This window comes from Dickeya oryzae, assembly GCF_020406815.2.
Lineage (GTDB): Bacteria > Pseudomonadota > Gammaproteobacteria > Enterobacterales > Enterobacteriaceae > Dickeya > Dickeya oryzae.
The window spans coordinates 3148217-3170022 of sequence record NZ_CP162670.1 but is presented as its reverse complement, the minus strand read 5'-3'; the positions used below and the strand labels follow the sequence as shown (position 1 = coordinate 3170022).

General features: G+C 55.7%; 16 protein-coding genes. 11 read left to right on the top strand and 5 right to left on the bottom strand.

Translation table 11 applies throughout. The features are described 5' to 3' along the window. The first annotated feature begins 6 nt into the window (after positions 1-6). The 5 genes from tssA (at position 7) to LF929_RS13740 (ending at position 8990) form a co-directional block, all read left to right on the top strand. Positions 7-1443 (top strand): type VI secretion system protein TssA, encoded by a 1437-nt coding sequence (gene tssA, locus LF929_RS13760; RefSeq protein ID WP_226093503.1) that lies wholly within the window; start codon positions 7-9, stop codon positions 1441-1443. Positions 1444-1468: 25 nt separating this feature from the next. Next, positions 1469-4966, top strand: coding sequence for a type VI secretion system membrane subunit TssM (gene tssM / locus LF929_RS13755; RefSeq protein WP_226093470.1), 3498 nt, complete (start codon positions 1469-1471; stop codon positions 4964-4966). Positions 4967-5018: 52 nt separating this feature from the next. After that, positions 5019-6452 (top strand): VasL domain-containing protein, encoded by a 1434-nt coding sequence (locus tag LF929_RS13750; protein ID WP_023639317.1) that lies wholly within the window; start codon positions 5019-5021, stop codon positions 6450-6452. A gap of 129 nt (positions 6453-6581) precedes the next feature. Beyond that, positions 6582-7952 (top strand): tetratricopeptide repeat protein, encoded by a 1371-nt coding sequence (locus LF929_RS13745; RefSeq protein ID WP_038907462.1) that lies wholly within the window; start codon positions 6582-6584, stop codon positions 7950-7952. Positions 7953-8057: 105 nt separating this feature from the next. Further along, positions 8058-8990 (top strand): DKNYY domain-containing protein, encoded by a 933-nt coding sequence (locus tag LF929_RS13740; protein WP_038907463.1) that lies wholly within the window; start codon positions 8058-8060, stop codon positions 8988-8990. A gap of 66 nt (positions 8991-9056) precedes the next feature. On the opposite strand, the gene LF929_RS13735 is transcribed toward LF929_RS13740, so the two are convergent. Genes LF929_RS13735 through dgcN form a run of 3 tightly spaced genes read right to left on the bottom strand, consistent with a single transcriptional unit; the run spans position 9057 to position 11930 of the window. Continuing rightward, positions 9057-9917, bottom strand: coding sequence for a D-amino-acid transaminase (locus LF929_RS13735; RefSeq protein WP_038907466.1), 861 nt, complete (start codon positions 9915-9917; stop codon positions 9057-9059). Next, a complete protein-coding gene (dgcA, locus tag LF929_RS13730) occupies positions 9917-10927 on the bottom strand; it encodes an N-acetyl-D-Glu racemase DgcA (RefSeq protein WP_226093469.1) in 1011 nt (336 codons plus the stop codon). Before dgcA ends, LF929_RS13735 begins: the two co-directional genes overlap by 1 nt. Before the next feature lie 10 nt (positions 10928-10937). Then, positions 10938-11930, bottom strand: coding sequence for an N-acetyltransferase DgcN (dgcN, locus tag LF929_RS13725; protein ID WP_226093468.1), 993 nt, complete (start codon positions 11928-11930; stop codon positions 10938-10940). A 762-nt stretch (positions 11931-12692) separates the two neighbouring features. Between dgcN and LF929_RS13720 the strand changes: the two genes are divergently transcribed. The 5 genes from LF929_RS13720 (at position 12693) to LF929_RS13700 (ending at position 18144) form a co-directional block, all read left to right on the top strand. After that, positions 12693-14252, top strand: a complete 1560-nt coding sequence (locus LF929_RS13720) for a sensor domain-containing diguanylate cyclase (RefSeq protein ID WP_226093467.1) — start codon at positions 12693-12695, stop codon at positions 14250-14252. A gap of 267 nt (positions 14253-14519) precedes the next feature. After that, positions 14520-15365 carry an iron uptake transporter permease EfeU gene (gene efeU, locus LF929_RS13715; protein WP_016943525.1) on the top strand — a complete coding sequence of 282 codons (846 nt, stop codon included), beginning with the start codon at positions 14520-14522 and terminating at the stop codon, positions 15363-15365. Positions 15366-15423: 58 nt separating this feature from the next. Further along, the gene (gene efeO / locus LF929_RS13710) at positions 15424-16545 is read left to right on the top strand and encodes an iron uptake system protein EfeO (RefSeq protein ID WP_210175368.1); all 1122 of its coding nucleotides are present in this window, start codon (positions 15424-15426) and stop codon (positions 16543-16545) included. 11 nt (positions 16546-16556) lie between these two features. Beyond that, positions 16557-17870, top strand: a complete 1314-nt coding sequence (efeB, locus tag LF929_RS13705; RefSeq protein WP_210177665.1) for an iron uptake transporter deferrochelatase/peroxidase subunit — start codon at positions 16557-16559, stop codon at positions 17868-17870. A 46-nt stretch (positions 17871-17916) separates the two neighbouring features. After that, on the top strand, positions 17917-18144 hold the full coding sequence (locus LF929_RS13700) for a DUF1272 domain-containing protein (protein WP_012884030.1): 228 nt from the start codon (positions 17917-17919) through the stop codon (positions 18142-18144). 166 nt (positions 18145-18310) lie between these two features. On the opposite strand, the gene proP is transcribed toward LF929_RS13700, so the two are convergent. Together proP and LF929_RS13690 are read right to left on the bottom strand one after the other, a co-directional pair. Beyond that, the gene (gene proP, locus LF929_RS13695; RefSeq protein ID WP_226093466.1) at positions 18311-19816 is read right to left on the bottom strand and encodes a glycine betaine/L-proline transporter ProP; all 1506 of its coding nucleotides are present in this window, start codon (positions 19814-19816) and stop codon (positions 18311-18313) included. Positions 19817-20385: 569 nt separating this feature from the next. Beyond that, positions 20386-20778 carry a nuclear transport factor 2 family protein gene (locus LF929_RS13690; protein ID WP_226093465.1) on the bottom strand — a complete coding sequence of 131 codons (393 nt, stop codon included), beginning with the start codon at positions 20776-20778 and terminating at the stop codon, positions 20386-20388. A 94-nt stretch (positions 20779-20872) separates the two neighbouring features. Here LF929_RS13690 and LF929_RS13685 point away from each other — a divergent pair, with 94 nt between their 5' ends. Beyond that, complete coding sequence (locus tag LF929_RS13685; RefSeq protein ID WP_368678945.1) at positions 20873-21664, top strand: helix-turn-helix transcriptional regulator; 792 nt, start codon at positions 20873-20875, stop codon at positions 21662-21664. Positions 21665-21806 lie beyond the last annotated feature (142 nt).

Sequence of the window (21806 nt, the reverse complement as noted above, 5' to 3'; positions counted from 1 at the left end):
ATGAGTATGCATGCACACCCCTGGTGTAAACGATTACTGACGTCATTGCCTGATGAGGCGCTGCGCGCAGCGGTAGCGGCGGATGACCCGCTGTGGGAGCAGGTAGAAACCGAGCTGGTCAAGTTGGGATCGCTGGCGCACAGCCAGGTGGACCTTAACGCGGTGGCTGGTCAATGCCTGACGTTGCTGGAGAGCCGAACCAAAGACATGCGGGTGCTGGTGCAGTTGCTGCGTTGCCTGCAACACCCGGCTAAGGCGACGCCATTCGCCACCGCCATCATGTTGCTCGATAGCTGGCTGGAGGCTTACTGGACGGTGGCGTTTCCGGCCAGTCCGGCACAAAAACAGAAGCTGATGGTGCAAATTATCCGCCGTTTTGAAGGCGTGCTGCCCCGTATGACGGAGCAGGCCTCGGGAGCGGAATTAGGCCAGTTGCATCAGCTGGCGGAACAACTGGCCTCGCGCTGGCGTGGGCTTGCGGACAGCAACGCGGACCTCACCGATGAACTGGTGGCGGCGCTTCAGCGTGCCCGGCAACGCCATCAGGCGCAGGAGAAAGCCAACCAAGCGGCTGCGGCACCGACGTCGGGCGCGCAAGGTGCAACCAGCCTGGAGGGGGGCACCGGGAACAGTAGTCACAGCAGTACGGCCAGTGTGGCGGCGACGGTCGATATCAACAGTTCGGACGATCGTAGCTGGAAGCAGACGCAACTGACCGTGGCGGCGTTGCTGGTAGAACGCCAGCCGGAAGCGCCGGTGGGGTATCGCCTGCGCCGCAATGCTATCTGGGCGGGTATTACCACCCCACCGATGGCGACGCGGGGTAACAAAACCCAGTTAGCGCCGGTATCGCCTGACCGGGTGGATGAGTACCACAGCGCGCTTGGACAGGCGGATCTGGCGCTGTGGAACAAGATTGAACAGAGCCTGACGTTGGCACCGTACTGGTTTGACGGCCACATGCTGTCAGCGATGGTAGCGACCCGGCTGGGGCATGGCGCTGTCGCCAGCGCCATCGCCGATGAACTGTCGGCGTTTCTCACCCGGCTGCCGGAATTGCGCGAACTGTCGTTTAGCGATGGGTCGCCGTTTCTGTCGGCCAAATGCGTCCAGTGGCTGCAATCCGCGCAGTCAGGGCGTGGTAGCGGTGGCATTCAGCGACAGGACGACCTGGCGGCAGAGGCGGCGGCGTGCTGCGCCGAGCAAGGGCTGAGCGCTGCATTGTCGCTACTGGATGAACGTATTCGACGTTTGAAAGAACCGCGTGAGCGTTTTTTGGCCGAGCTGGTATTGGCGGATTTACTGGCGGAAGAAGGCATGAAAGCACTGGCGGCACAGCATTATCAGCACCTGTGGCAGGAAAGCGAGCGATTGGGCCTGATGCAGTGGGAACCGGGAATGGTCAGCCGACTGGAGCGGCTGAGCGCGTCCCGCAGGAAATAAGACATTCGGAGTTGAATGGTCACTTATGTTGAAAATAATCATTACCTTTCTGCGGCAACAACTGCCGAAACTGAAACCGTCCTGGCTGCTGTTGGGGGTGGTGGTATGGGTAGTCGCGTTAGTGCTGGCCTGGTGGCTGGGGCCGCGTCTGCTCCTCGGCGAGATACGCCCACTGCAAAGCGTGTGGGGTCGCGTGGTGTTTACGCTGGTTTGGCTGTGGCTGGGGTTTGCCTACAGCGCCTGGCGTGTCTGGCGTCGGGTACAGCAACTGCGTGCGGAACGTCGCGAACAGCAGACTATCGAGCAAGACCCCTTGCAGGTATACGTTGATAGCCAGCAAACCTTTCTGGACCGTTGGCTACAGGCGTTTCAAACCCAGCTCGGCAAAAAGGCGCTGTACGCCATGCCCTGGTATCTGGCGATTGGTTTGTCCGGCAGCGGTAAAAGCAGCCTGATCCATCGTGCTAACCCGGCCAATAAGCTCAACCCGAAGCTGGATGCGGAGTTGCGTGAAGTCGCTGGCGGCCAGCAGGTGAACAGTTGGGTCGGTGAATCAGCGGTTATTTGGGATCCGAGCGGTCACTTGCTGGCGCAACCGGAAGTTGGCGCAGAGCCGTCGGCCGGGCGTCACGCGCGTCTGTGGCAGCATTTGCTGCAATGGCTGAGCCTTAACCGCCGTCGCCAGCCGCTGAACGGGCTGGTGCTGACTATCGATCTCTCCTGGCTGTCGCAGGCCAGCGTGTCGGAGCGCAAGGCCTATGCGCAGGTGATGCGCGCTCGCCTGCAGGAGATAGCGGTCAACATCAATACCCGCCTGCCGCTGTATGTGGCGCTGACCCGTCTGGACATGCTGCGTGGTTTTGACGTGGTGTACCGGTCGCTGAACCGGGAAGCGCGTCAGGCGGTGTTGGGGGTGACGTTTACCCCACAGGCCAGTCATAGCAAAGGCTGGCTGGAGGAGCTGGAACGCTTTTGGGATGAGTGGATCAACAGCCTTAACAATAACCTGCCGGAAATGCTGCTGACGCAGTCGGACCGCGGCGTGCGCAATACGCTGTTTACCTTCGTGCGTCAGTTGGCCGGGCTGAAGGATTACGTGACGGACGTGTTGAACGAAACACTGGCGACCGGCGACGATCGTGCGTTTTTGGTACGCGGCGTTTACGCCAGTTCGGTGTATCAGCAAGGGGTGCCGTTTGACGCCTTCGCTCAGTCCGCTTCCCGCCGTTACCAATTACCGGAGCCGATTAATGCGGCGATGCGCGGCGAATCCAATACCTTCTTCGTACAGAAACTGTTCCCGGAGGTGATTTTCCCGGAGGCCAGTCTGGCAGGGGAAAACCGGCTGCACAGCCTCTATCGTCGTCGCCGCATGAGTATTGGGGTGACCTGCATGGTGCTGTTTGGGCTGGCGATGATCGGTAGCTGGCACCATTTCTACCGGGTCAACGAAGAAGCCGGTCGTAACGTGCTGACCAAAGCGCAGGCGTTCATCGGCACCAACGAGCTGGAAGGGCAGGCGGGATACGGTTACCAGCAGTTGCCGCGTTTGAATTTGATCCGCGACGCTACCTTGTCGTTCGGTAACTACCATGAACGTACGCCGATGCTGGCGGATCTTGGCCTGTATCAGGGCGATAAGATTGGCCCCTACGTGGAAGGCTCATATCTGCAAATGCTTAACCAGCGTTTCTTGCCTGCGGTGATGCAAGGGCTGCTGGAAGACCTGAATCAGGCACCGGCGGGTAGTGAACAAAAGCTCACTATCTTGCGGGTAATGCGGATGCTGGACGACGCCTCCGGGCGTAACAAGACGCTGGTGGAGCAGTTTATGGCACTGCGCTGGCAAAAGGCATTCCCCGGTCAGGGCAAGGTGCAGGAACAGCTGATGCAGCATCTGGATTACGCCTTGGAGAGGACCGACTGGCACCAGTCCCGCGAGCAAAAGGATACGGTGGCCATCTCGACGTTTGCACCGTTTGTCGACCCGATCGCCAGTGCTCAGCGCGAGCTGAGCAAGCTGCCGATGTACCAGCGTGTCTACCAGAGTCTGGTGATGAAGGCCACGCAGGTGCTGCCGCCGGATTTGGCGCTCCGCGACGAGGTCGGGCCGACGTTTGACTCGGTATTTAGTTTGCGTAATGACAAGGCAGGCACCGTACCTCGCTTGTTGACCTATCCCGGTTTCAGCGATTTTTACCTCAAGCAGGATAAGACACTGTTGGACCTGACCGCGCTGGATGCCTGGGTATTGGGGCAGCGTGAGCGTGCTCACCTGAGCGAGGCAGACCGTAAGGAAATTCTGCGGCAGGTGAATGACCGCTACATCACCGACTACATCAACCAGTGGCAAAAAGCGCTGGCGAATATCGATGTGCAGCCGTTGGAAAGCCCGGAGCAGGCGTTGAACATCCTGACTGACATTACCGGTAATGATCAGCCGTTCCAGCGGGTGCTGACCACGGTGAGTGATAACACCCGTATCCGCAAGCTGGCGGATGACGAGAACGACACCGCGCAAGGTATCAATACCCGTATTGGTCGTCCGTTTATGACAATTAACGCCGCGCTGAGCGGGCGGGGTGAACAGGGGCCGCTGGTGCAGGAGGTCAACCAGAAGCTGACCGATCTCTACCACTATCTCGATCAGATCGTGAATGCGACAGATCCGGGGCAGGCGGCACTGAAAGCGGTGCAGGCACGTCAGGGTAACAAGTTCGCTGACCCGGTGTTCGCGTTGCAGCAGTATGCCCGCAGCCTGCCATCGCCGCTGGATCGGTGGGTCGGTCAACTGGCGGGAGAAAGCGCCAGTCTGGTGACCGGTCTTGCCATGTCGTCACTGAATCAGGAATGGCTGGACAAGGTGGTGACGCTGTTTAATGAAAAACTGGCGGATCGCTACCCGTTCAACCCATCGTCTGACAAAGATGTTCCGCTCTCCGAGATGGAACGCTTCTTCGCGGCTGGCGGCACGCTGGATAACTTCTACCAGACCAACCTCAAATCCATCATGGAAGGCGGGATGCTGGAAGGGGAAGGTGCGTCGGCAATGCAAACCGATTTGGTGAAACAGCTTGATCGTGCGACCCGCATCCGCCAGACGCTGTTTAACGCGCAAGGCAGCCTGGAAATCCACTTCGTGGTGGAGCCGGTGGAACTGACCGCTAACAAGCGTCGCAGTGTTCTGAACCTTGACGGACAGTTGCTGGAATACAGCCACGGACGCCGGACCAAAACGCCGCTGGTGTGGCCGAACAGCATGCGTGACGGCGCTGAAAGCAAGCTGACGCTGGTGCCGGATGACCGCGAGCGCTCGCCACGTAGCCTGAGCTTCACCGGACCGTGGGCGATGTTCCGCCTGTTGACCAACGGCCAGCTAACCCAGGTCAACGACAATACGTTCGACGTGCGCTTCTCACTGGAACAAGGTGGCATGACTTATCGGGTATATACCGATGCCAGCCATAACCCGTTTGCCGGTGGCCTGTTTAGCCAGTTCAAGCTGCCTGATTCTCTCTATTAACCCAGAGGGCGAGTGGGCATCGGCCTGCTCGCCCGTAGCCGGATGACGTGATATGCAAGATGCACAACAGGCCCTGAAAGTGGGGCGTGATCCACGGATGCTGCCTGAGTACGAGGCGTTACGCGCGGAAATCAACAAGCTAAGCCATGCATCCCGCCCGGAAGTGGACTGGATGCGGGTGCACGATATGGCGACCGCGATTTTTGAAAAGCAGGGTGTCGACCTGCAAACCGCTATCTATTTCACCCTGGCGCGCTCGCGTCTGGCCGGGTTGAACGGTTTTACCGAAGGGTGCGAGTTTCTCGCCAACCTGATCGTGACCCAGTGGGAGAATTTCTGGCCGCCGGTGCATCAGGAGCGGGCGCGTATCGAAGTGCTGGACTGGTTTATCGCCCGCATCAGCGAGGTGATCCGCCAGTACGCCATCAGCCACGAACATAAGCGGCTGGTGTATCGCTGCGAGCGCGCCTTGCAACTGATGAGCGAAAAGCTGCATAACTCGGGCCTGAGCCGTATTCCGCGGGTGGAAAACCTGCTGCATTTTATCGAAGGGTATACCCATCTGTTCGATGAAACCGAGATTGTGATTGTGTCTGACGATCAGACACTGAAGAAACAGCAGGATATGCAGATTCCGCCGATGGTGTTCTTCCAGTCTGATATGGAGCCGGGCGGTATGGCGTCTGCGGCCGCCGCCGCCCAGCCGGCGCTGCCGTCGGGCAGTATTCTGGTCGGACGGGAGAAAGGGCAGATGAAACCTACCGTATTGAAAATTGAAGCGCACCGTAAGCCGAAACCGGGCTGGTTCTGGTTTGCCTGTGGTGTGCTGAGCTGTGCGCTGCCGGTGGCAGCCATCACCGGCTGGCAGTACTGGCAGAATCAGAAAGCCGAGGCGCTGGCGCTGTTACAACAACCGGCGTACACGCTGCCTGCCGCGCCGGATCACAACGACATCCGTCGGGTGCGCATCGTGCTGGGCGAGCAGAAGCTGCAAAGCATGGAAGGGGAGCTGATCAACCGCTATCAGGCGCAACTGGAACAGGTGAAAAACGCCTCGTCGTTTTACCTCTACCAGTATGGCGAGGGGCTTAAAGGTGTGATGCAACAACTGTATCCCGATTCGCTGGCGGTGAAAGAGATGGACCGGCAGTGGCAGATAGCCCTTGATCGTCAGCAAGGTGACAAGCCGCCGCGTGTCAGCGGTTACGAGCTGGCACGTGCCGAGGTGGGCGATACCCTGCAACAGTTGCTGGATTTGGAAAAACAGCGCCGGACGGTGACCATTTCGTACCTGAAATCACAACTTTATGATATTCAAAAAGATTTGTCCTCCGACGTGCCTTTTGGCATTCGCCTGCGGACGCTGGAGGCGCGCAAAGCCGCCCGTCAGTCGCTGACCCCGGCGGAATTACGCGGTATGGAAGACGAACTGCGTGCTTTCACCATTCGGCTGTACCGTTTACAGCAAGGCGAGAGCGGCAGGTAAAGACTGTCGCGAGATAAAGACAGTCTCGGGATAAAGACAGTCGTGAAGTAAAACTGGCGCGAGGTTAAAACTGGCACCGGGCGGCATCGTCGGCCGCCCGCCGGATATCACCAGGGTAATGACGGTAACATGATGAGAAAAATACGATTAGTGGCGGCGCTGTCCTGTAGTTTGCTGGCCGCCTGTCAGGCACCGGTGTCGTCGCTGTCCGACGCGGATTTGCGCCAGTCGGCGGAGCGCGGCAACGGTGAAGCGCAGTATCGGCTGGCGAAGCAACTCGCTTCCCACTCGCATTACGTTGAAGCGATGCAGTGGATGCAAAAAGCCGCCGCCTTGACGGATGTCTCCGCTGCCAGCAAAGACACCCGCGCCGCAGCGGCATTACAGGTGGGTGACTGGTATCAGGCCGGATTGGGTGAGCCGAAAAATACGCCGCTGGCGCGTCAGTGGTGGCAGAAAGCCTCGCGGCTGGGGAGTGGCGAGGCGGGTTACCGGCTGGGTACCGATTGTCAGGCACAGCATCAGGGTAAACTGGTTGCCGCCTGTCTGGATGCCTTCGAACGTGCGGCGGATAACCAGTATGCCCCAGCGCAACTGGTGGTCGCACAGTGGTATACGGCGCATCCCGGTGCGGAAAAAGAAGCGACCGGGTGGATAGAAAAGGCAGCGGATTTGGGCGATCGGGACGCGCAGTACCAGCTTGCCCAGCGCTATGAACAAGGCAAAGGTGTCGCGAAGCGTACCGATCTGGCCGAGCGCTGGTATTTCCGGGCGGCAGACCGGGGGCAACCGCAGGCCCAGTTGTGGATGGCAAAACATGCCGAGGGGAAAGACGCGCTCGACTGGTACCAAAAAGCGGCGGCTAACGGCGAAGCCGATGCACAGCTGTGGCTGGCACAGGCTTACCGTGACGGCAATAAAGGGCTGGTGAAGAACGACAAACAGGCGCACTACTGGCTGGATCGCGCCTCTGGCAAGGGCAATGGCGAGGCGGATTACAAGCTGAGTCAGATGCAGTCAGACGCCACCAAACGGGAATACTATCTGGTGCTGGCGTCGGCGGCGGGGTATGTCCCGGCGTCACGAGAGCTGGGCAACTGGTTGCTTAAACGCGGTGAACTGGAGCGGGCTCGTGAGGTATTTGCCAACGCGGCGGCGACCGGTGATACCGAGTCCCGGCTGGCTTATGGTGAGATATTGCGACTGGGTCAGGGCGGTAAAGCGGATTATGTGGAAGCGATGAAGCAATATCGCTTCGCGGCGCATGACGGCAACCGTATGGCACAGTATCGTATGGGCATGATGCGCCAGGATGGGCTGGGTGCGTCACGTAATCGTATCCACGCCTACGCGTGGTATTCGCTGGCGGCGACCGAAGGCATGGCCGAGGCGCTCGCTGCCCGTAATGACCTGGAAGTGACCATGCAGCCAGATGAGATTAAGGCTGCCCAAAAGCTGGCGATGCACTGGTCAAGCGGGAAAGAGACCGATACGCAGTGATACGATGCGCCATGTCATCGCAGGTGGATAGCGAGTAATTATAAAATCAACGTTGTCAGTAATAACGTTGCTAAAAATAAAACCAATAAAACCCAAGGAAACTGTATGAAACGGAACGGATATCTTGCTTTGCTGCTGGGTATGACGGCGTTGTCGTCGCAGGCGGAGGTGAAGACGCCTTATCAGGTTGAACAGGGTAACGTGGTCTACCGGGTGTCGGTGAATGCCGATCCGCAGGTGCTGGCCGGTGCAAAACCGGACGATTTTCGGGTGTTACTGCGGGAAAAGCGCGTTGCGCTGGCGGTATCCGGCTCACGTTACTACTGCAATCAGCAACCGCTGCCGAATGGCTTCAAGCCTGAAAGCGCCAGATTGCGCTATGACACGTTTCTGATTACTAATGTCGGGTCCTATGTTGGGTGCGAGCGCATGAAACAGGACATTGACGCCGACAGTTTTCAGGCGCTGGATTTTCCGTTTTTCCGCGATCGTAACCACATCTGGTTGCCTGATGGTGAGGAACTGAGCGGTGTGGATGTCGCCAGTTTTAAAACACTGGCCAGAAATCAGGCATTCGACAAGCAGAATTATTATTTTGTGGAGAACGAAACCAGCGTCATTCCCTATCAGAAATCGGCACCGAGCGCGGGCCACTGCTTTGGCTGGGCGACTATCGACGGCAACCTGTATTACCGGGGTGAACAGCGCTCCGATGGCGATGCCGCCAGTTTTCGCTGTCTGACATTCAGTACGGCACTGGATAAAACCGGGTTTTATGTATTCGGGCGGGCGTATCCCGGCATGCCTGACGGCGTGAAAGCGGCGGATATCCGCATGCTGGCGAATAATGAAAAGTTGGCGACCGACGGCGAACACCTCTGGTTTTTGGGCGTGGAGCCGGTGCAACTGGCCGGGCTGAGCCTGCGTGACGTTAAGGTCGAGCCGGACGCCAACGGTTATACCATCACGGATGGCAAGGCCCGCTGGTTGTGTGGCTCCGGTAAGGTCAATGGTCGTCCGCTGTGTCGCAAGGGGTAGCATAGCGCCTGCGTGGCAAGAGACGTCATCATCCGCTCATTGATGATTGAGCGGATGATGGCGATGTTACCCGGCGGTCTGCTCGCGAATCATGGCGATGTAGATGTCCCGCAACTGCCGTGCCAGTGGGCCGGGGCGTCCTTCCCCGATGGTCACGCCGTCTATCTCCACCACCGGCCAGACAAAGGTGGTGGCGGAACTGATAAACGCTTCTTTGGCGGCCCGTGCTTCCTGCGGGCTAAACGCCCGTTCTTCTACCGTCAAACCTTGCTCGGCGGCAAGTTGCAGTAACGCCTTACGGGTGATGCCGTGCAGGATGTCGTTACTCAGCGGTCGGGTGATCAGGTGGTTGTGGGTATCGACGATATAGCAGTTACTGGAGCTGCCTTCGGTCACCATGCCGTTTTCCACCAGCCAGGCGTCATCGGCACCCTTTGCGTGCGCCCACTCTTTCGCCATGCAAGCCATCAGCAGGCTGACGGTTTTGATGTCGCGCCGGTGCCAGCGCAGGTCCGGGCAGGTGATGACGCGAATACCTTTTTCCGCACACGGGTGATGAATCACCGGGCGTGACTGGGTAAACAACACCAGTGTCGGCGCGGCGTCAGTCGGGAATGCGAAATCACGGTCACCGGTACTGCCCCGCGTGAGTTGCAGGTAGATACCGCCTTCTTCCAGCCGGTTTTGCTCGATAAGCTGCAGATGAATCTCCCGCAGCGCGGCCTGGCTGACGGGCAGATGCAGGTTCAGCTCACGACAGGAGCGTTCCAGTCGCGCCATGTGGCCGTCGAATTCCGCCAGCCGACCATTGACCACCGCTGTGACCTCATACACCGCATCAGCAAACAGAAAACCACGATCGAACACCGAAACCGTCGCGTGTTCCTCAGGCAGATAGTGCCCGTTAACATAAACAGTACGTGACATTACACCGCTCCCGTTAAGCAAAGGCGAGGGTGGCCCCACAGCCCGGTTTCAGATAAATACAGTTGGCTGCCGCGCCATTCCAGCCCGCCGACCCGGTCTTCTGCCAGCAGCAACGGCCCGTCAAGATCGACAATATGCGCACCCTGCGCCACCAGCGAGGCGGGTGCCATCGATAGCGACGTACTGACCATGCATCCCACCATGATTTTCAGCCCCTGTGCTTGTGCCGCCTGACGCAGCAACAGCGCTTCGGTCAATCCACCGGTTTTATCCAGCTTGATGTTGACCATATCGTAGCGAGTCGCCAGCCCCGGTAGCGTCCGGCGGTCATGGCAGGACTCGTCGGCACACAGTGCAATAGGGCGTGGCAGCGTGGCCAGCACTTCATCGTCGTGAGCGGGCAGTGGCTGTTCAATCAAGCTCACCCCAAGACGTTGTAGTTCGGGTACCAGTTTCAGATACAGATCGGTGGTCCAGCCTTCATTCGCATCGACGATGATCTGTGCCTGCGGTGCCCACTGGCGTACCGCCGCGACGCGCTCGATATCGTGTTCATCCGCCAGTTTCAGTTTCAGCAGTGGGCGGTGTGCGTGACGTTGCGCGGCCTGCGCCATCCGTTCCGGGGTATCCAACGACAAGGTGAAGGCACTGACAACAGGCTCCGGGCGCGGTAACCCGGCCAGTTGCCAGACCGGTGTTGCCTGTCGTTGGCTGTCGAGATCCCACAATGCGCAGTCCAGCGCATTACGCGCCGCGCCCGGCGGCAGCAGTGTCTGTAACGTTTGTCGGTCAAGCCCTTGCCGAACCTTGTCTTGTAGCGCGGTAAGCTGTGCTGCCACACCACTGACATTTTCACCGTACCGGGCGTAAGGGACGCTTTCGCCGTGTCCTTCAACATGCCCGTCACGGACTGTGACTTTGATGACATCAGCGTGGGTTTTACTGCCACGTGAAACGGTGAAGGTTTCTTTCAACGCCCACCGCTCATGGGCGACGATTAACTCTGCCATCATGCAGTCCTTACAGTTGGTCGACGATGCGGTCCACGCCCTGACGGAAGGGGTCAACCACCGGTAATCCCAGTTGCTGTTCCAGTTTCGCCATATAAGCCAGCGCGTCCGCTTCACTTAACTGCGCACTGTTGATAGAAACCCCAACGAAGCGGGCGTGTGGGTTGGTCAACCGCGCCATCGCCAGATTGAGGTCTATACAGGCTTGCAGGTCCGGCAGCGGATAGTCCACTCCCCGCATATGGGTACGGGTCGGTTCGTGGCACAGCACCAGCGCATCGGGCTGCGCGCCGTGGATAATCCCGGTGGTTACCCCGGCGAAAGAGGGATGAAATAGCGATCCCTGACCTTCGATAATATCCCAGTGGTCAGCATCGTTATCGGGGGCGAGGGTTTCCACCGCACCGGCGATGAAGTCAGATACCACCGCGTCAATACTCACACCCGCACCGGAAATCAGAATGCCGGTCTGGCCGGTGGCTCGAAAGGTGGCATGAGCGCCGCGAGCCAGCAGCGCCTGTTCAATTGCCAGAGCGGTGTACATTTTTCCACAGGAGCAGTCGGTGCCGACGGGTAACAAGCGTTTGCCGCTGCGTTTACGGCCACTGGCTACCGGGAAATGCTGGGTCGGATGACGTACATCAAACAGTGAGCGCCCGAGCCGGGTGGCCAGCGTGTTGATGGCTGGCACGTCCGCCAGTTTATTGTGTAAACCGGCCGCCAGATCCATGCCGTACTCCAGCGCCTGACGCAGTATGGCTACCCAGGCATCAGAAATGATACCGCCGCGGTTTGCTACGCCGATCACCAGCGTGCGCGCGCCTGCTGCCCATGCCTCGTCGAGTGTCATATCAGGCAGGCCGCAATCCGCCTGACATCCTGACATGCGATACTGACCGACGCAGTATTCTGGATGCCATTGCTTAATACCTATCGCCACTTTAGCGGCCAGCTGGTCATGGGCATCACCCAGAAACAATAAATACGGTTTTTTGATCGTCATCGCCAACTCCATCATGAGAATAAAAACAAAAAGAACCAACGCAATGCGCTGTATTCATCAACTCAAATTATTTTGGGTGTGGATAATTAAAACCATAAAAATAATGAGCACTCGCGTCTTTTCTTTAAAAGAATAAGACGACGGCATAGGACCCATGTACTGTTGTTTGATGCTATCAAACAGTTTTATATTGTCAACGATGGTTAAAAATAAGAATTATATTCTGATATATTGGTTTTTTGTTGGGTCTTTATGACTTTATTTCTTTTTTATGTAATGTAAAAATCCGCCCGGTGTTGAAAATGAAATGTTCGACAGATTTTTATAAAACGAGATGTCGGGAGAATTATATTTGATTATTTCAGTGCGCTAATTGCATTATTTTAGTGCCGCTGCACATTATCAGAAAAAAACAGCTGTCTTTTTTCTTGAAATGTTAAAATAATCTAAAAGAGCTATCATTGTTGGGTTAATAAAAGGCACGGATAGCGTGCAGATGTGAATGCTAGCGATGATATCGGGGAGTGGACTGCACTGAGATGGTTCAGCACTGCATCGCGGGCAGAAAATAAATCCTGATGCAGGATGATGAGAGCATGATGTGATGGTCGCCTTGTGCTTCCGCATCTGAAAGGGTGGCGGTGCAAGCGGTGATACTAACGGGACGCCACCTGAAGTATCGGCTAGCATGACGAGTTGAAGTATGGCGAGTATAGAAAGTATGACGGGTATAGATAAGTTGTTGCCCCATTGAGAACGCCTATGTCAGATAATAATCATTTTCAGTTCCGTGTTCTGCGTTTCCTTCGCACATTGCCTTTTCGCGCTTCTCCCGGCATGGCTACCGTGGTGTTTCTGGTAGCCTGTAGCCTGATTTTTATTACCAGCAGCGCCTGGAATTTCTGGAACTCGTATCACCGTCTGTTGATGCATGCAGAGAAAACGGTCGCCAATTTATCCGTGGCGATGTCACGTCAGGCGCAGGATACCTTTGTCCCCATTGAAGTGGCTATGGATGACATGCTGCGCGAATTATCACAAACCGGCATGCTGGATTCCTCGCGCGTTAAAAGCGTGCTCGATGCTCACCGTTCGGTATTGCCACAATTAGTCGGGTTCTACCTCTTTGACCAAACTGGGACACTGATTTCATCTTCCGGAAAAGGGCCGTTGTATATCTATAATGCCAGCCGACGGGCGTATTTTTCCTGGCTAAAGAATAATGACACTGCGTCGTTGTACATTGATAAGGTGACCACCAGTGCGCTGACTGGCAAACGTATTATTCCGGTGGCGAAACGAATCAATGGGCCGAACGGTGAATTCAAGGGCGTTTTAATTGCCTCTATCGATCATAATTACTTTGGTAATTTCTACAGTTATTTCATTTTGGATTATAACGGTGTGCTGTCATTGATGAATGCTGATGGGCATGCCATCTACCTCTACCCTAACCGGGAACAATACATTAACAGCAACTTCTCTGACGGTGGCCTGTTTGAAAAATCCCGGCTGGAGCAGGGCAGCGGTACGGGTATCTGGCGCACCACGTTGGATAACAAGGTGCGTATTGTCGGCTATGTCAAGCTGGAGCGTTATCCGCTGGTGGTGGCGGCAAGCTTTGAGCGGGAGGCATTGCAGGCGCGCTGGCTGAAGGAGAATGTACCGGCGATAGTGATTAATCTCATGGTGTTACTCACTATGCTTTTCCTCGGGAGCATTGTGCTCAGGCAGGTTCGGCAGACGGTAAAAAACAAGGATGCGATTAGTCGTCTGCATCAGGAGGAAAGCGACAAGAATAAAATATTGCAAAAACTGGCCCTGATCGACCCACTCACCAAACTGGCTAACCGTCGGCGTTTCGATCTCTACCTGGAGCAATCGTTGAACCGTGCTCGTGATGAAGGCGGGTCGTTGTCATTGATTATGCTGGATGTGGATTTCTTCAAGCGTTACAACGATACCTATGGTCATGTTCTAGGCGATCGTTGCCTGAACCAACTGGGCAGCGTATTGAACAGCCTGCCGCTACCGGACAACGCCCTGGCGGCCCGCTATGGCGGTGAGGAGTTCGCGATTATTTTGCCTGGGATGAATGGTGAACAGGCTGCGGTATACGGTGAGAAAGTGGTGGAGAATATACGCTGCTGCGCACTGCCGCATGAGGCGTCGCTACTGCCTGAACAGGTGGTGACGGTGAGCGTAGGCGTCTATTCACATTCCAACGATAACCCCTGCGATATTCAGCGCCTGAAAGAGGGGGCTGATCAGGCGTTATATCTGGCGAAGAAAAAAGGCCGCAGCCAGTGTGTACGACTATAGTGCCGGTGAGTTATCTCCAGATGTGGGTATCGTTATTTTTATATAAAAATATGATTGATGGGTAATTTATCTGCTATTGGCTGGTCGCGACACGGAATTGTCTCTGACCCGTATCACTGACCGTATTGAAATATTTGATTAGAAAAAATTGAGTTATCCCCTCCTTCCCTTTTTATATTAATAAGAACTATTATCATTCTTTGTCCGATTTGCATCGTTTGTGTGTGACTGCCGGTATGTGCAGGCTGCCTTAAGGAGTATCCATCCATGTTTGTGCCGTTACTGATCATGTTCCGTGAAGGTCTGGAGGCCGCACTGATCGTCAGCCTGATTGCCAGCTACCTGAAGCGTACCCAGCGCGAACAGTGGCTGGGAGCCGTCTGGGCGGGGGTGGTACTGGCGCTGGCGTTATGTCTGGCACTCGGGGTCTTTATCAACGCCACCACCGGTGAGTTTCCGCAAAAACAGCAGGAGCTGTTTGAAGGGATCGTGGCGGTGGTCGCGGTGGTCATCCTCACTTACATGGTGTTTTGGATGCGCAAAGTCTCTCGCTCGGTGCGCGTTCATCTGGAAGGTGCTATCGATCAGGCACTCAATGCCAGCAAGCGTCAAGGGTGGGCGCTGGTGGCGATGGTGTTCTTCGCCGTCGCGCGCGAAGGCCTGGAGTCGGTGTTCTTCTTGCTGGCCGCTTTCCAGCAGGATGTCGGTATTTACGCGCCGATCGGCGCGGTGCTTGGGCTTGTGTGCGCCATTGCCGTCGGCGTGATGATCTACTGGGGCGGGGTGAAACTGCATCTGGCCCGCTTCTTCAAATGGAGCAGCCTGTTCATTTTGTTTGTTGCCGCCGGTCTGGCTGCCGGGGCGATCCGCGCCTTTCACGAAGCCGGGTTGTGGAATCAATTCCAGCAGATTGCCTTTGATTTCAGCGCCACGCTGTCGACCCACACCCTGTTTGGCACCCTGTTAGAAGGCTTGTTCGGTTATCAGGAAACACCGACGGTCAGTGAAGTGGTGGTCTATTTCCTGTACCTGATCCCGGCGCTGGTGTGCTTTTTCCTGCCCCAGCGCATGGAGCCGAATGCGATGGCAACGGCACGTAAACATCATCAATGACGATTGTAATTTCAAGAAACTATCACCATTAACAATTAATGCAAAAAGGGATACGTCTATGTCTACACCTGTTTTTCGTCGTACGGCGCTGTGCGCCGCTCTGCTGGTTATGCCTGCGTTTGGTGTGCTGGCTGCGGATATTGCGCAGGTTAAGATAACCGTCAATGACAAGCAGTGCGAGCCGATGCAGGTGACGGTCGCGGCAGGTAAAACACAGTTTGTCGTCACCAACGCCAGCCAAAAAAACCTGGAGTGGGAAATCCTCAAAGGGGTGATGGTGGTGGAAGAGCGTGAGAACATCGCGCCGGGCTTTACCCAAAAGATGACCGCGAATCTGGAGCCGGGTGAGTATGACATGACCTGCGGGCTGCTCAGCAACCCGAAAGGTAAGCTGGTGGTTACCGCCAGCGCTGAGGCGACTACAGCCAAAACCAACGTTCTGGACCTGGTCGGGCCTATCGCCGAATACAAGGTGTATGTGACCAAAGAAGTGGACGCGTTGGTTCAGCAGACCAAACTGTTCACGGCCGCTATCAAGGCCGGTAAGCTGGATGAGGCGCGCAAACTGTATGCACCGACCCGTCAGCACTACGAGCGTATTGAGCCAATTGCCGAGCTGTTCTCCGATCTGGATGGGAGTATTGACGCCCGCGAAGATGACTACGAGAAGAAAGCTGACGACCCGAAATTCACCGGTTTCCACCGCCTGGAGAAAGCGCTATTCGCCGATCACTCCACCAAAGGGATGGAGCATTACGCCGATCAACTCAATGCCGATACCCAGGAACTGCAAAAACGTATCGCCAGCCTGACCTTCCCGCCGAATAAAGTGGTGGGCGGTGCCGCAGATCTGATTGAGGAAGTTGCAGCAACCAAGATCAGCGGTGAGGAAGATCGCTATAGCCGTACTGACTTGTGGGACTTCCAGGCCAACGTTGATGGCGCGCAAAAGATTGTTAACCTGCTGCGTCCGTTGCTGGAGAAGGCCAATCCGACGTTGCTTGGCAAAGTTGACGCCAATTTCAAAACCGTTGATAGCGTACTGGCGAAGTACAAAACCAAAGACGGGTTTGAGTCTTACGAGAAGCTGAGTGATGCCGATCGCACCGCGTTGAAAGGGCCGATCACGACGCTGGCGGAAGATTTGGCACAGTTGCGCGGCGTGCTTGGGCTGGATTGAGGCGAGCAATCATGAGTCATACCACGGGCCCGCAAGGCGGGCCGAAGTCTTCTCATCCCTCTGCGTGCCCGGCTCATCCTGACCTGGCTTCACCGTCACGCCGCCGCTTATTGCAAGGGCTGGGGATGATGGGCGGTGCGCTGGCGCTCGGTGCGGACACGCTGGCGCAGGCGGAAGAGAAACCGCAGGCAGCTCAGGATGATCGCTGGGAAAAGCAGCCGTTTCTGGGCGAACATCAGGCGGGTGTCGTCACGCCACAACAGGCGGCGATGATGCTGGTGGCGTTTGATGTACTGGCAACCAACAAAGCCGATCTGGTTCGGTTGTTTCGGTTGCTGACCCAGCGTATTGCGTTTTTGACGCAAGGGGGCAAAGTGCCTGATGTAGACCCGCGCTTGCCACCGCTGGATTCCGGCATCATGGGGCCCGATATCTACCCGGATAACCTCACTATCACCGTGTCGGTCGGTGGATCACTGTTTGACGAGCGTTTTGGTTTGCAGGCACTCAAGCCGCTGAAGCTGCAACGCATGACCCGTTTTCCCAACGATTCGCTGGACGCCAGCCTGTGTCATGGTGATCTGTTGTTGCAAATCTGCGCCAACACCAACGAAACGGTGCTGCACGCGCTGCGTGACATCATCAAACAAACGCCGGACCTGCTCAGCGTGCGTTGGAAGCGCGAAGGATTTATCTCCGCACATGCCGCGCGCAGCAAAGGCAACGAAACGCCGGTTAACCTGCTGGGTTTCAAAGACGGTACCGCCAACCCCAATACCGGGGATGACGCCTTGATGAACCAGATAGTGTGGGTCGGTGCGGCATCTGGCGAGCCGGCATGGGCGACAGGCGGCAGCTATCAGGCAGCGCGTATCATCCGTTTTCATGTTGAATTCTGGGACCGCACACCGTTGCAGGAGCAGCAAACCATTTTCGGGCGGGACAAGCACAGCGGTGCGCCGCTGGGTATGGTGAATGAACATGATGAGCCGGATTACAGCCGTGACCCGGAGGGGAAAGTGATCCCGCTGGATGCGCACATCCGTCTGGCGAACCCGCGCACGCCGGAGACCCGCGCCAACCTGATGTTGCGCCGTGGCTACAGCTACTCGCTGGGGGTATCCAATTCCGGCCAGCTGGATATGGGGCTGTTGTTCGTGTGCTATCAGGCCGATTTGGAAAAAGGTTTCCTGACGGTGCAAAAACGGCTTAATGGTGAGCCGCTGGAGGAGTACATCAAACCGATCGGCGGTGGCTATTTCTTCGTGTTGCCGGGGATAAAAAGCACAGATGACTGGCTGGCGAGCGGCTTACTGAGCGCGTAAAGTCAGTGATCATAAATCATCCCTGAAAAACCGGAGAGAACACACCATGCTGGAGTTACGGCCCAACTGCGAATGCTGTGATGTCGATCTGCCGCCGGACTCCTTGCTGGCGCGGATTTGTTCGTTTGAATGCACGTTTTGCGCCGATTGTGCGCAGGATAAACTCAACGGACATTGCCCCAATTGTGGCGGTGAACTGGTTCGCCGCCCGATCCGACCAGCAGAAAAGCTGGTGAATAACCCGGCATCGACCCGACGGGTACTTGCTCGCTAGTGGGTGTATGGCATGGTGGCAGGTCTCAGGCTTGCCGTTGATGGTGAGCTAGCCTGTAACATGTCAGTTAACACGTAGAACCTGCCCGTCGTCTCTCTGGCCGACGGGCAGGTTTTATACTGGCAGATGTTTGATACGGGCATGCTGTTTTATATAGGCATGTCTGCTAGCCATTAATCCGCGGATGCTGTGCTATCAGCAGGTTGCGTTTCTCTTCCAGCTCGGCGATCTGCCGGGCGAGTTCGTCAATTTTCTGTTCAATACTGTCGTGATGCTCTCGTAGAATCGCTTTGGCTTCTGACAGGTCGGATGCGGCTGGGGTGGCACCTTTCAGCGGTTTGTTGGCCGTTTCTTTCATAAACAGGCCGGTCAACAGGCCGATGACGGCGATAACCATCAGGTAGTACGCAGGCATATACAGGTTATGGCTGATCTCGACCAGCCAGGCGGTGAGGGTTGGCGTCAGACCGGCTATCAAGACCGAAATGTTAAAGGCGCTGGCCAATGCGCTGTAACGAATCGGGGTAGGAAACAAGGCCGGTAGAGTTGATGCCATCACCCCGGTAAACGCGTTCAGGATCACCGCCAGTAGGAGCAGACCGGCGAAAATCAGGCCGATCATGTTGCTGTTGATCAACATAAAGCTCGGTATCGCCAGCACAAACAGGGCGATGCTACCGATAATCACAAACGGCTTGCGGCCGAAGCGGTCGCTAAGCAGCCCCATCATCGGTTGTACGAACAACATGCCAATCATAATCGCGACGATGATCAGCACGCCGTGGTTTTCTGAATAATGCAGGCTGTGCGACAGATAGCTCGGCATGTAGGTAAGCAGCATGTAGTAGGTCACATTGGTGGCTATCACCAGCCCGATACACACCAGCAGGCTTTTCCAGTGATGGGTCGCAATGTCGCGAAACGAGGTTCCCGGCCCGCTGGTTAGCCCATCGCGACTGTCTTGCTCCAGCTTGTTGACATGTTGCTGAAACGCTGGTGTTTCTTCCAGTGCATGACGCAGATACAGGCCGATGATGCCGAGCGGCAGCGCCAGGAAGAAGGGCAAACGCCAACCCCATTCCAGAAACGCCTGTTCGCCGATAAACGTAGAAATCAGCACCACGACGCCAGCACCCAGCACGAACCCGGCGATGGAGCCGAAATCCAGCCAGCTTCCCATAAAACCGCGCTTGCGATCGGGTGAATACTCCGCCACGAAAATTGACGCGCCGGTATATTCGCCGCCAACGGAGAACCCCTGCGCCATTTTAGCCAGCAGCAGCAGGATAGGGGCCCAGATACCGATGCGTTCATACGAGGGAATCAGCCCGATACAAAAGGTACTGATCGACATGATGATGATTGTGATAGCGAGGATTTTTTGGCGGCCGTACTTGTCCCCTAAAGCGCCGAAAAACACGCCACCCAGTGGACGAATCAGGAACGGTACCGAGAAGGTCGCGAGTGCGGCGATCATCTGTACACCGGGGTCGGCACCGGGGAAAAACACCTGGCCCAGCGCATAGGCAACGAAGCCGTAGACGCCAAAATCGAACCATTCCATGGCGTTGCCGAGTGCGGCGGCGGTGATGGCTTTACGCAGACGACTGTCATCAATAATGGTGACATCGTCCAGCGCAATGGGTTTTACACGTTTTCTCTTCAATTTCATAAAGTAACTAACCTTTTTATTATCGTGACATGAAAAGGGAGGTGAAGCGTGGGGAAAACACCGTCTGGCCGGGTATGACGTCAGGTGCTATCGGGTAGTGTGGTGAGAGAGTTTTGCGCGCTTGCCGGTGGCATGCGCTCCCCATCGGCGATGGTGCGACACCCTCTCATCCTCCCCCTTGAGCATCCGCCGGGTCGGGTCATCAGGGTGATGTTGACCTGGCGTGATCGCGTATCACGTCCTGCGGTGATACCGCTCTGGCAGGCATCGTCAATACGCAATATCGTTAATAATATCACAATTTTTTAATTTATAAAAATAATCGACATTTTTTGATATTTTATTTGGTTTTAAATGTCGATTTAATGGCTTTTTATTGGTGTTTTATGCTGGTGTTGAGTGGGGTTTTCTGGTGGCTGACATGGGGGGATGACCACGCACTTGGCTGGAAACGCAAAGGGGAGCCGTTGTGTTTGATGTCAATAAGGTGGGTGAAGCGTTATGCAGATGTTGTAAACGATGGATGTCTGCTGTGAGTGAATAGCAGACATCTCCTCGATTAAAATATTTTATTTGGCGCTACCTAAAGCCCGGTCGCTCTCCATGCCTTTGAGCATCAGAGTGGCCTCTTCAATGCGCAGGAAGCGCCCTGAGACATCTATTTCAGCAAACATATATACTTCTACATCAACCACTTCTCCGTCATGCTTAGTACATAAAACACGATGCCGGGTGGCGTAAAGATTGCCAGAGCGAAGTTCATCGAGCACTGTAACTCTGCCGGAAGCAATTATTTCTCTGAGCTTATGTGCATGATGAGCGAACCCATCCCGATCCTCCCACTCGTTATCGGTGCGTTGCCGGTAATCGGGGCTAAAGTAGCGATCGAGTATTTCTTCCAGTGGTACTTCCTGGTGATTGATGATTTCATCCAGAACGATATCGATTGTAATAAATTTCATGGAACAGTCCTCAGTGAATTTTGTAAGCACTTTACGATAGACTGAGTGGCTTCAGTACGGTATAGATGACATCAAATACCTCAAATAAGCCAAAATGACTGATCCACTGATTCCACTAACTCTGGCTTCCTCTGCAGAAGGGCCAGCTTTATTTGTCGTGGTACGCCATTCGGGTGTGATACGGGAAACCGCACTTCATCATCATGCCCGTGGACAGTTGATTGGAGCCGAACATGGGCTGCTTACAGTTGATGCCGGAAATCATCGCTGGATAGTTCCGGCAACGCATGCAGTCTGGATACCACCAGCCATGCTGCATGGTTTATGCTCGCATGGTCCATATTCAGGATGGAGTGTTTATGTCACCGCCAGTGCCTGCACCGAGCTACCCGATAAGCCTTCTATTCTTTCAGTTACAGGATTGCTGCGTGAAGCCATAACGCGAGCGGCAGCATGGGAAGAAACTGCTCTCAACGAATCGCAGGAACGATTGGTTAGCGTTATCCTCGATGAGATCTGTTCACTCCCCCAAGTTGATCTTGGCCTGCCAATGCCACAGGATGCCCGGCTCCTTAAAATTGCAAGGGCGCTGTCAGAGCAACCAGACGACGACCGCAACATGGAGGAATGGGCAGACTGGGCCGGGATTTCATCGCGAACGCTCACGCGGCGATTTCATGCTGAAACTGGTTTTAGTTTCAGTGAATGGCGACAACGTGTGCGACTACTTAGGGCGCTTGAGCTTCTTGCTGCGGGCAAGCCAGTGACAGCAGTTGCTCTGGGTCTCGGGTATGACAATGTAAGTGCTTTTATTGCTTTATTTCGCCGAGTATTTGGCACTACGCCCGGACGATATAAAACTCAAAAGCTGAGCAGACTGTTATAGCTACTGTAAAGTCTGCAATTTCTGTTTCTGGCATAGCAGACAGGTCAGCAGGTTCTGCTCTAAACACACAAAAACCGTACCTGCGGTCATGGCGTGATGGGAGCCGCACAATCAGAGCGGCGACGTGCCGTTGCTTTTCAGC

Coding starts and splice junctions, on each gene's coding strand:
- tssA (WP_226093503.1), top strand. CDS start 7: ATGCATGCACACCCCTGGTGTAAACGATTACTGACGTCATTGCCTGAT.
- tssM (WP_226093470.1), top strand. CDS start 1,469: ATGTTGAAAATAATCATTACCTTTCTGCGGCAACAACTGCCGAAACTG.
- LF929_RS13750 (WP_023639317.1), top strand. CDS start 5,019: ATGCAAGATGCACAACAGGCCCTGAAAGTGGGGCGTGATCCACGGATG.
- LF929_RS13745 (WP_038907462.1), top strand. CDS start 6,582: ATGATGAGAAAAATACGATTAGTGGCGGCGCTGTCCTGTAGTTTGCTG.
- LF929_RS13740 (WP_038907463.1), top strand. CDS start 8,058: ATGAAACGGAACGGATATCTTGCTTTGCTGCTGGGTATGACGGCGTTG.
- LF929_RS13735 (WP_038907466.1), bottom strand. CDS start 9,917: ATGTCACGTACTGTTTATGTTAACGGGCACTATCTGCCTGAGGAACAC.
- dgcA (WP_226093469.1), bottom strand. CDS start 10,927: ATGGCAGAGTTAATCGTCGCCCATGAGCGGTGGGCGTTGAAAGAAACC.
- dgcN (WP_226093468.1), bottom strand. CDS start 11,930: ATGACGATCAAAAAACCGTATTTATTGTTTCTGGGTGATGCCCATGAC.
- LF929_RS13720 (WP_226093467.1), top strand. CDS start 12,693: ATGTCAGATAATAATCATTTTCAGTTCCGTGTTCTGCGTTTCCTTCGC.
- efeU (WP_016943525.1), top strand. CDS start 14,520: ATGTTTGTGCCGTTACTGATCATGTTCCGTGAAGGTCTGGAGGCCGCA.
- efeO (WP_210175368.1), top strand. CDS start 15,424: ATGTCTACACCTGTTTTTCGTCGTACGGCGCTGTGCGCCGCTCTGCTG.
- efeB (WP_210177665.1), top strand. CDS start 16,557: ATGAGTCATACCACGGGCCCGCAAGGCGGGCCGAAGTCTTCTCATCCC.
- LF929_RS13700 (WP_012884030.1), top strand. CDS start 17,917: ATGCTGGAGTTACGGCCCAACTGCGAATGCTGTGATGTCGATCTGCCG.
- proP (WP_226093466.1), bottom strand. CDS start 19,816: ATGAAATTGAAGAGAAAACGTGTAAAACCCATTGCGCTGGACGATGTC.
- LF929_RS13690 (WP_226093465.1), bottom strand. CDS start 20,778: ATGAAATTTATTACAATCGATATCGTTCTGGATGAAATCATCAATCAC.
- LF929_RS13685 (WP_368678945.1), top strand. CDS start 20,873: ATGACTGATCCACTGATTCCACTAACTCTGGCTTCCTCTGCAGAAGGG.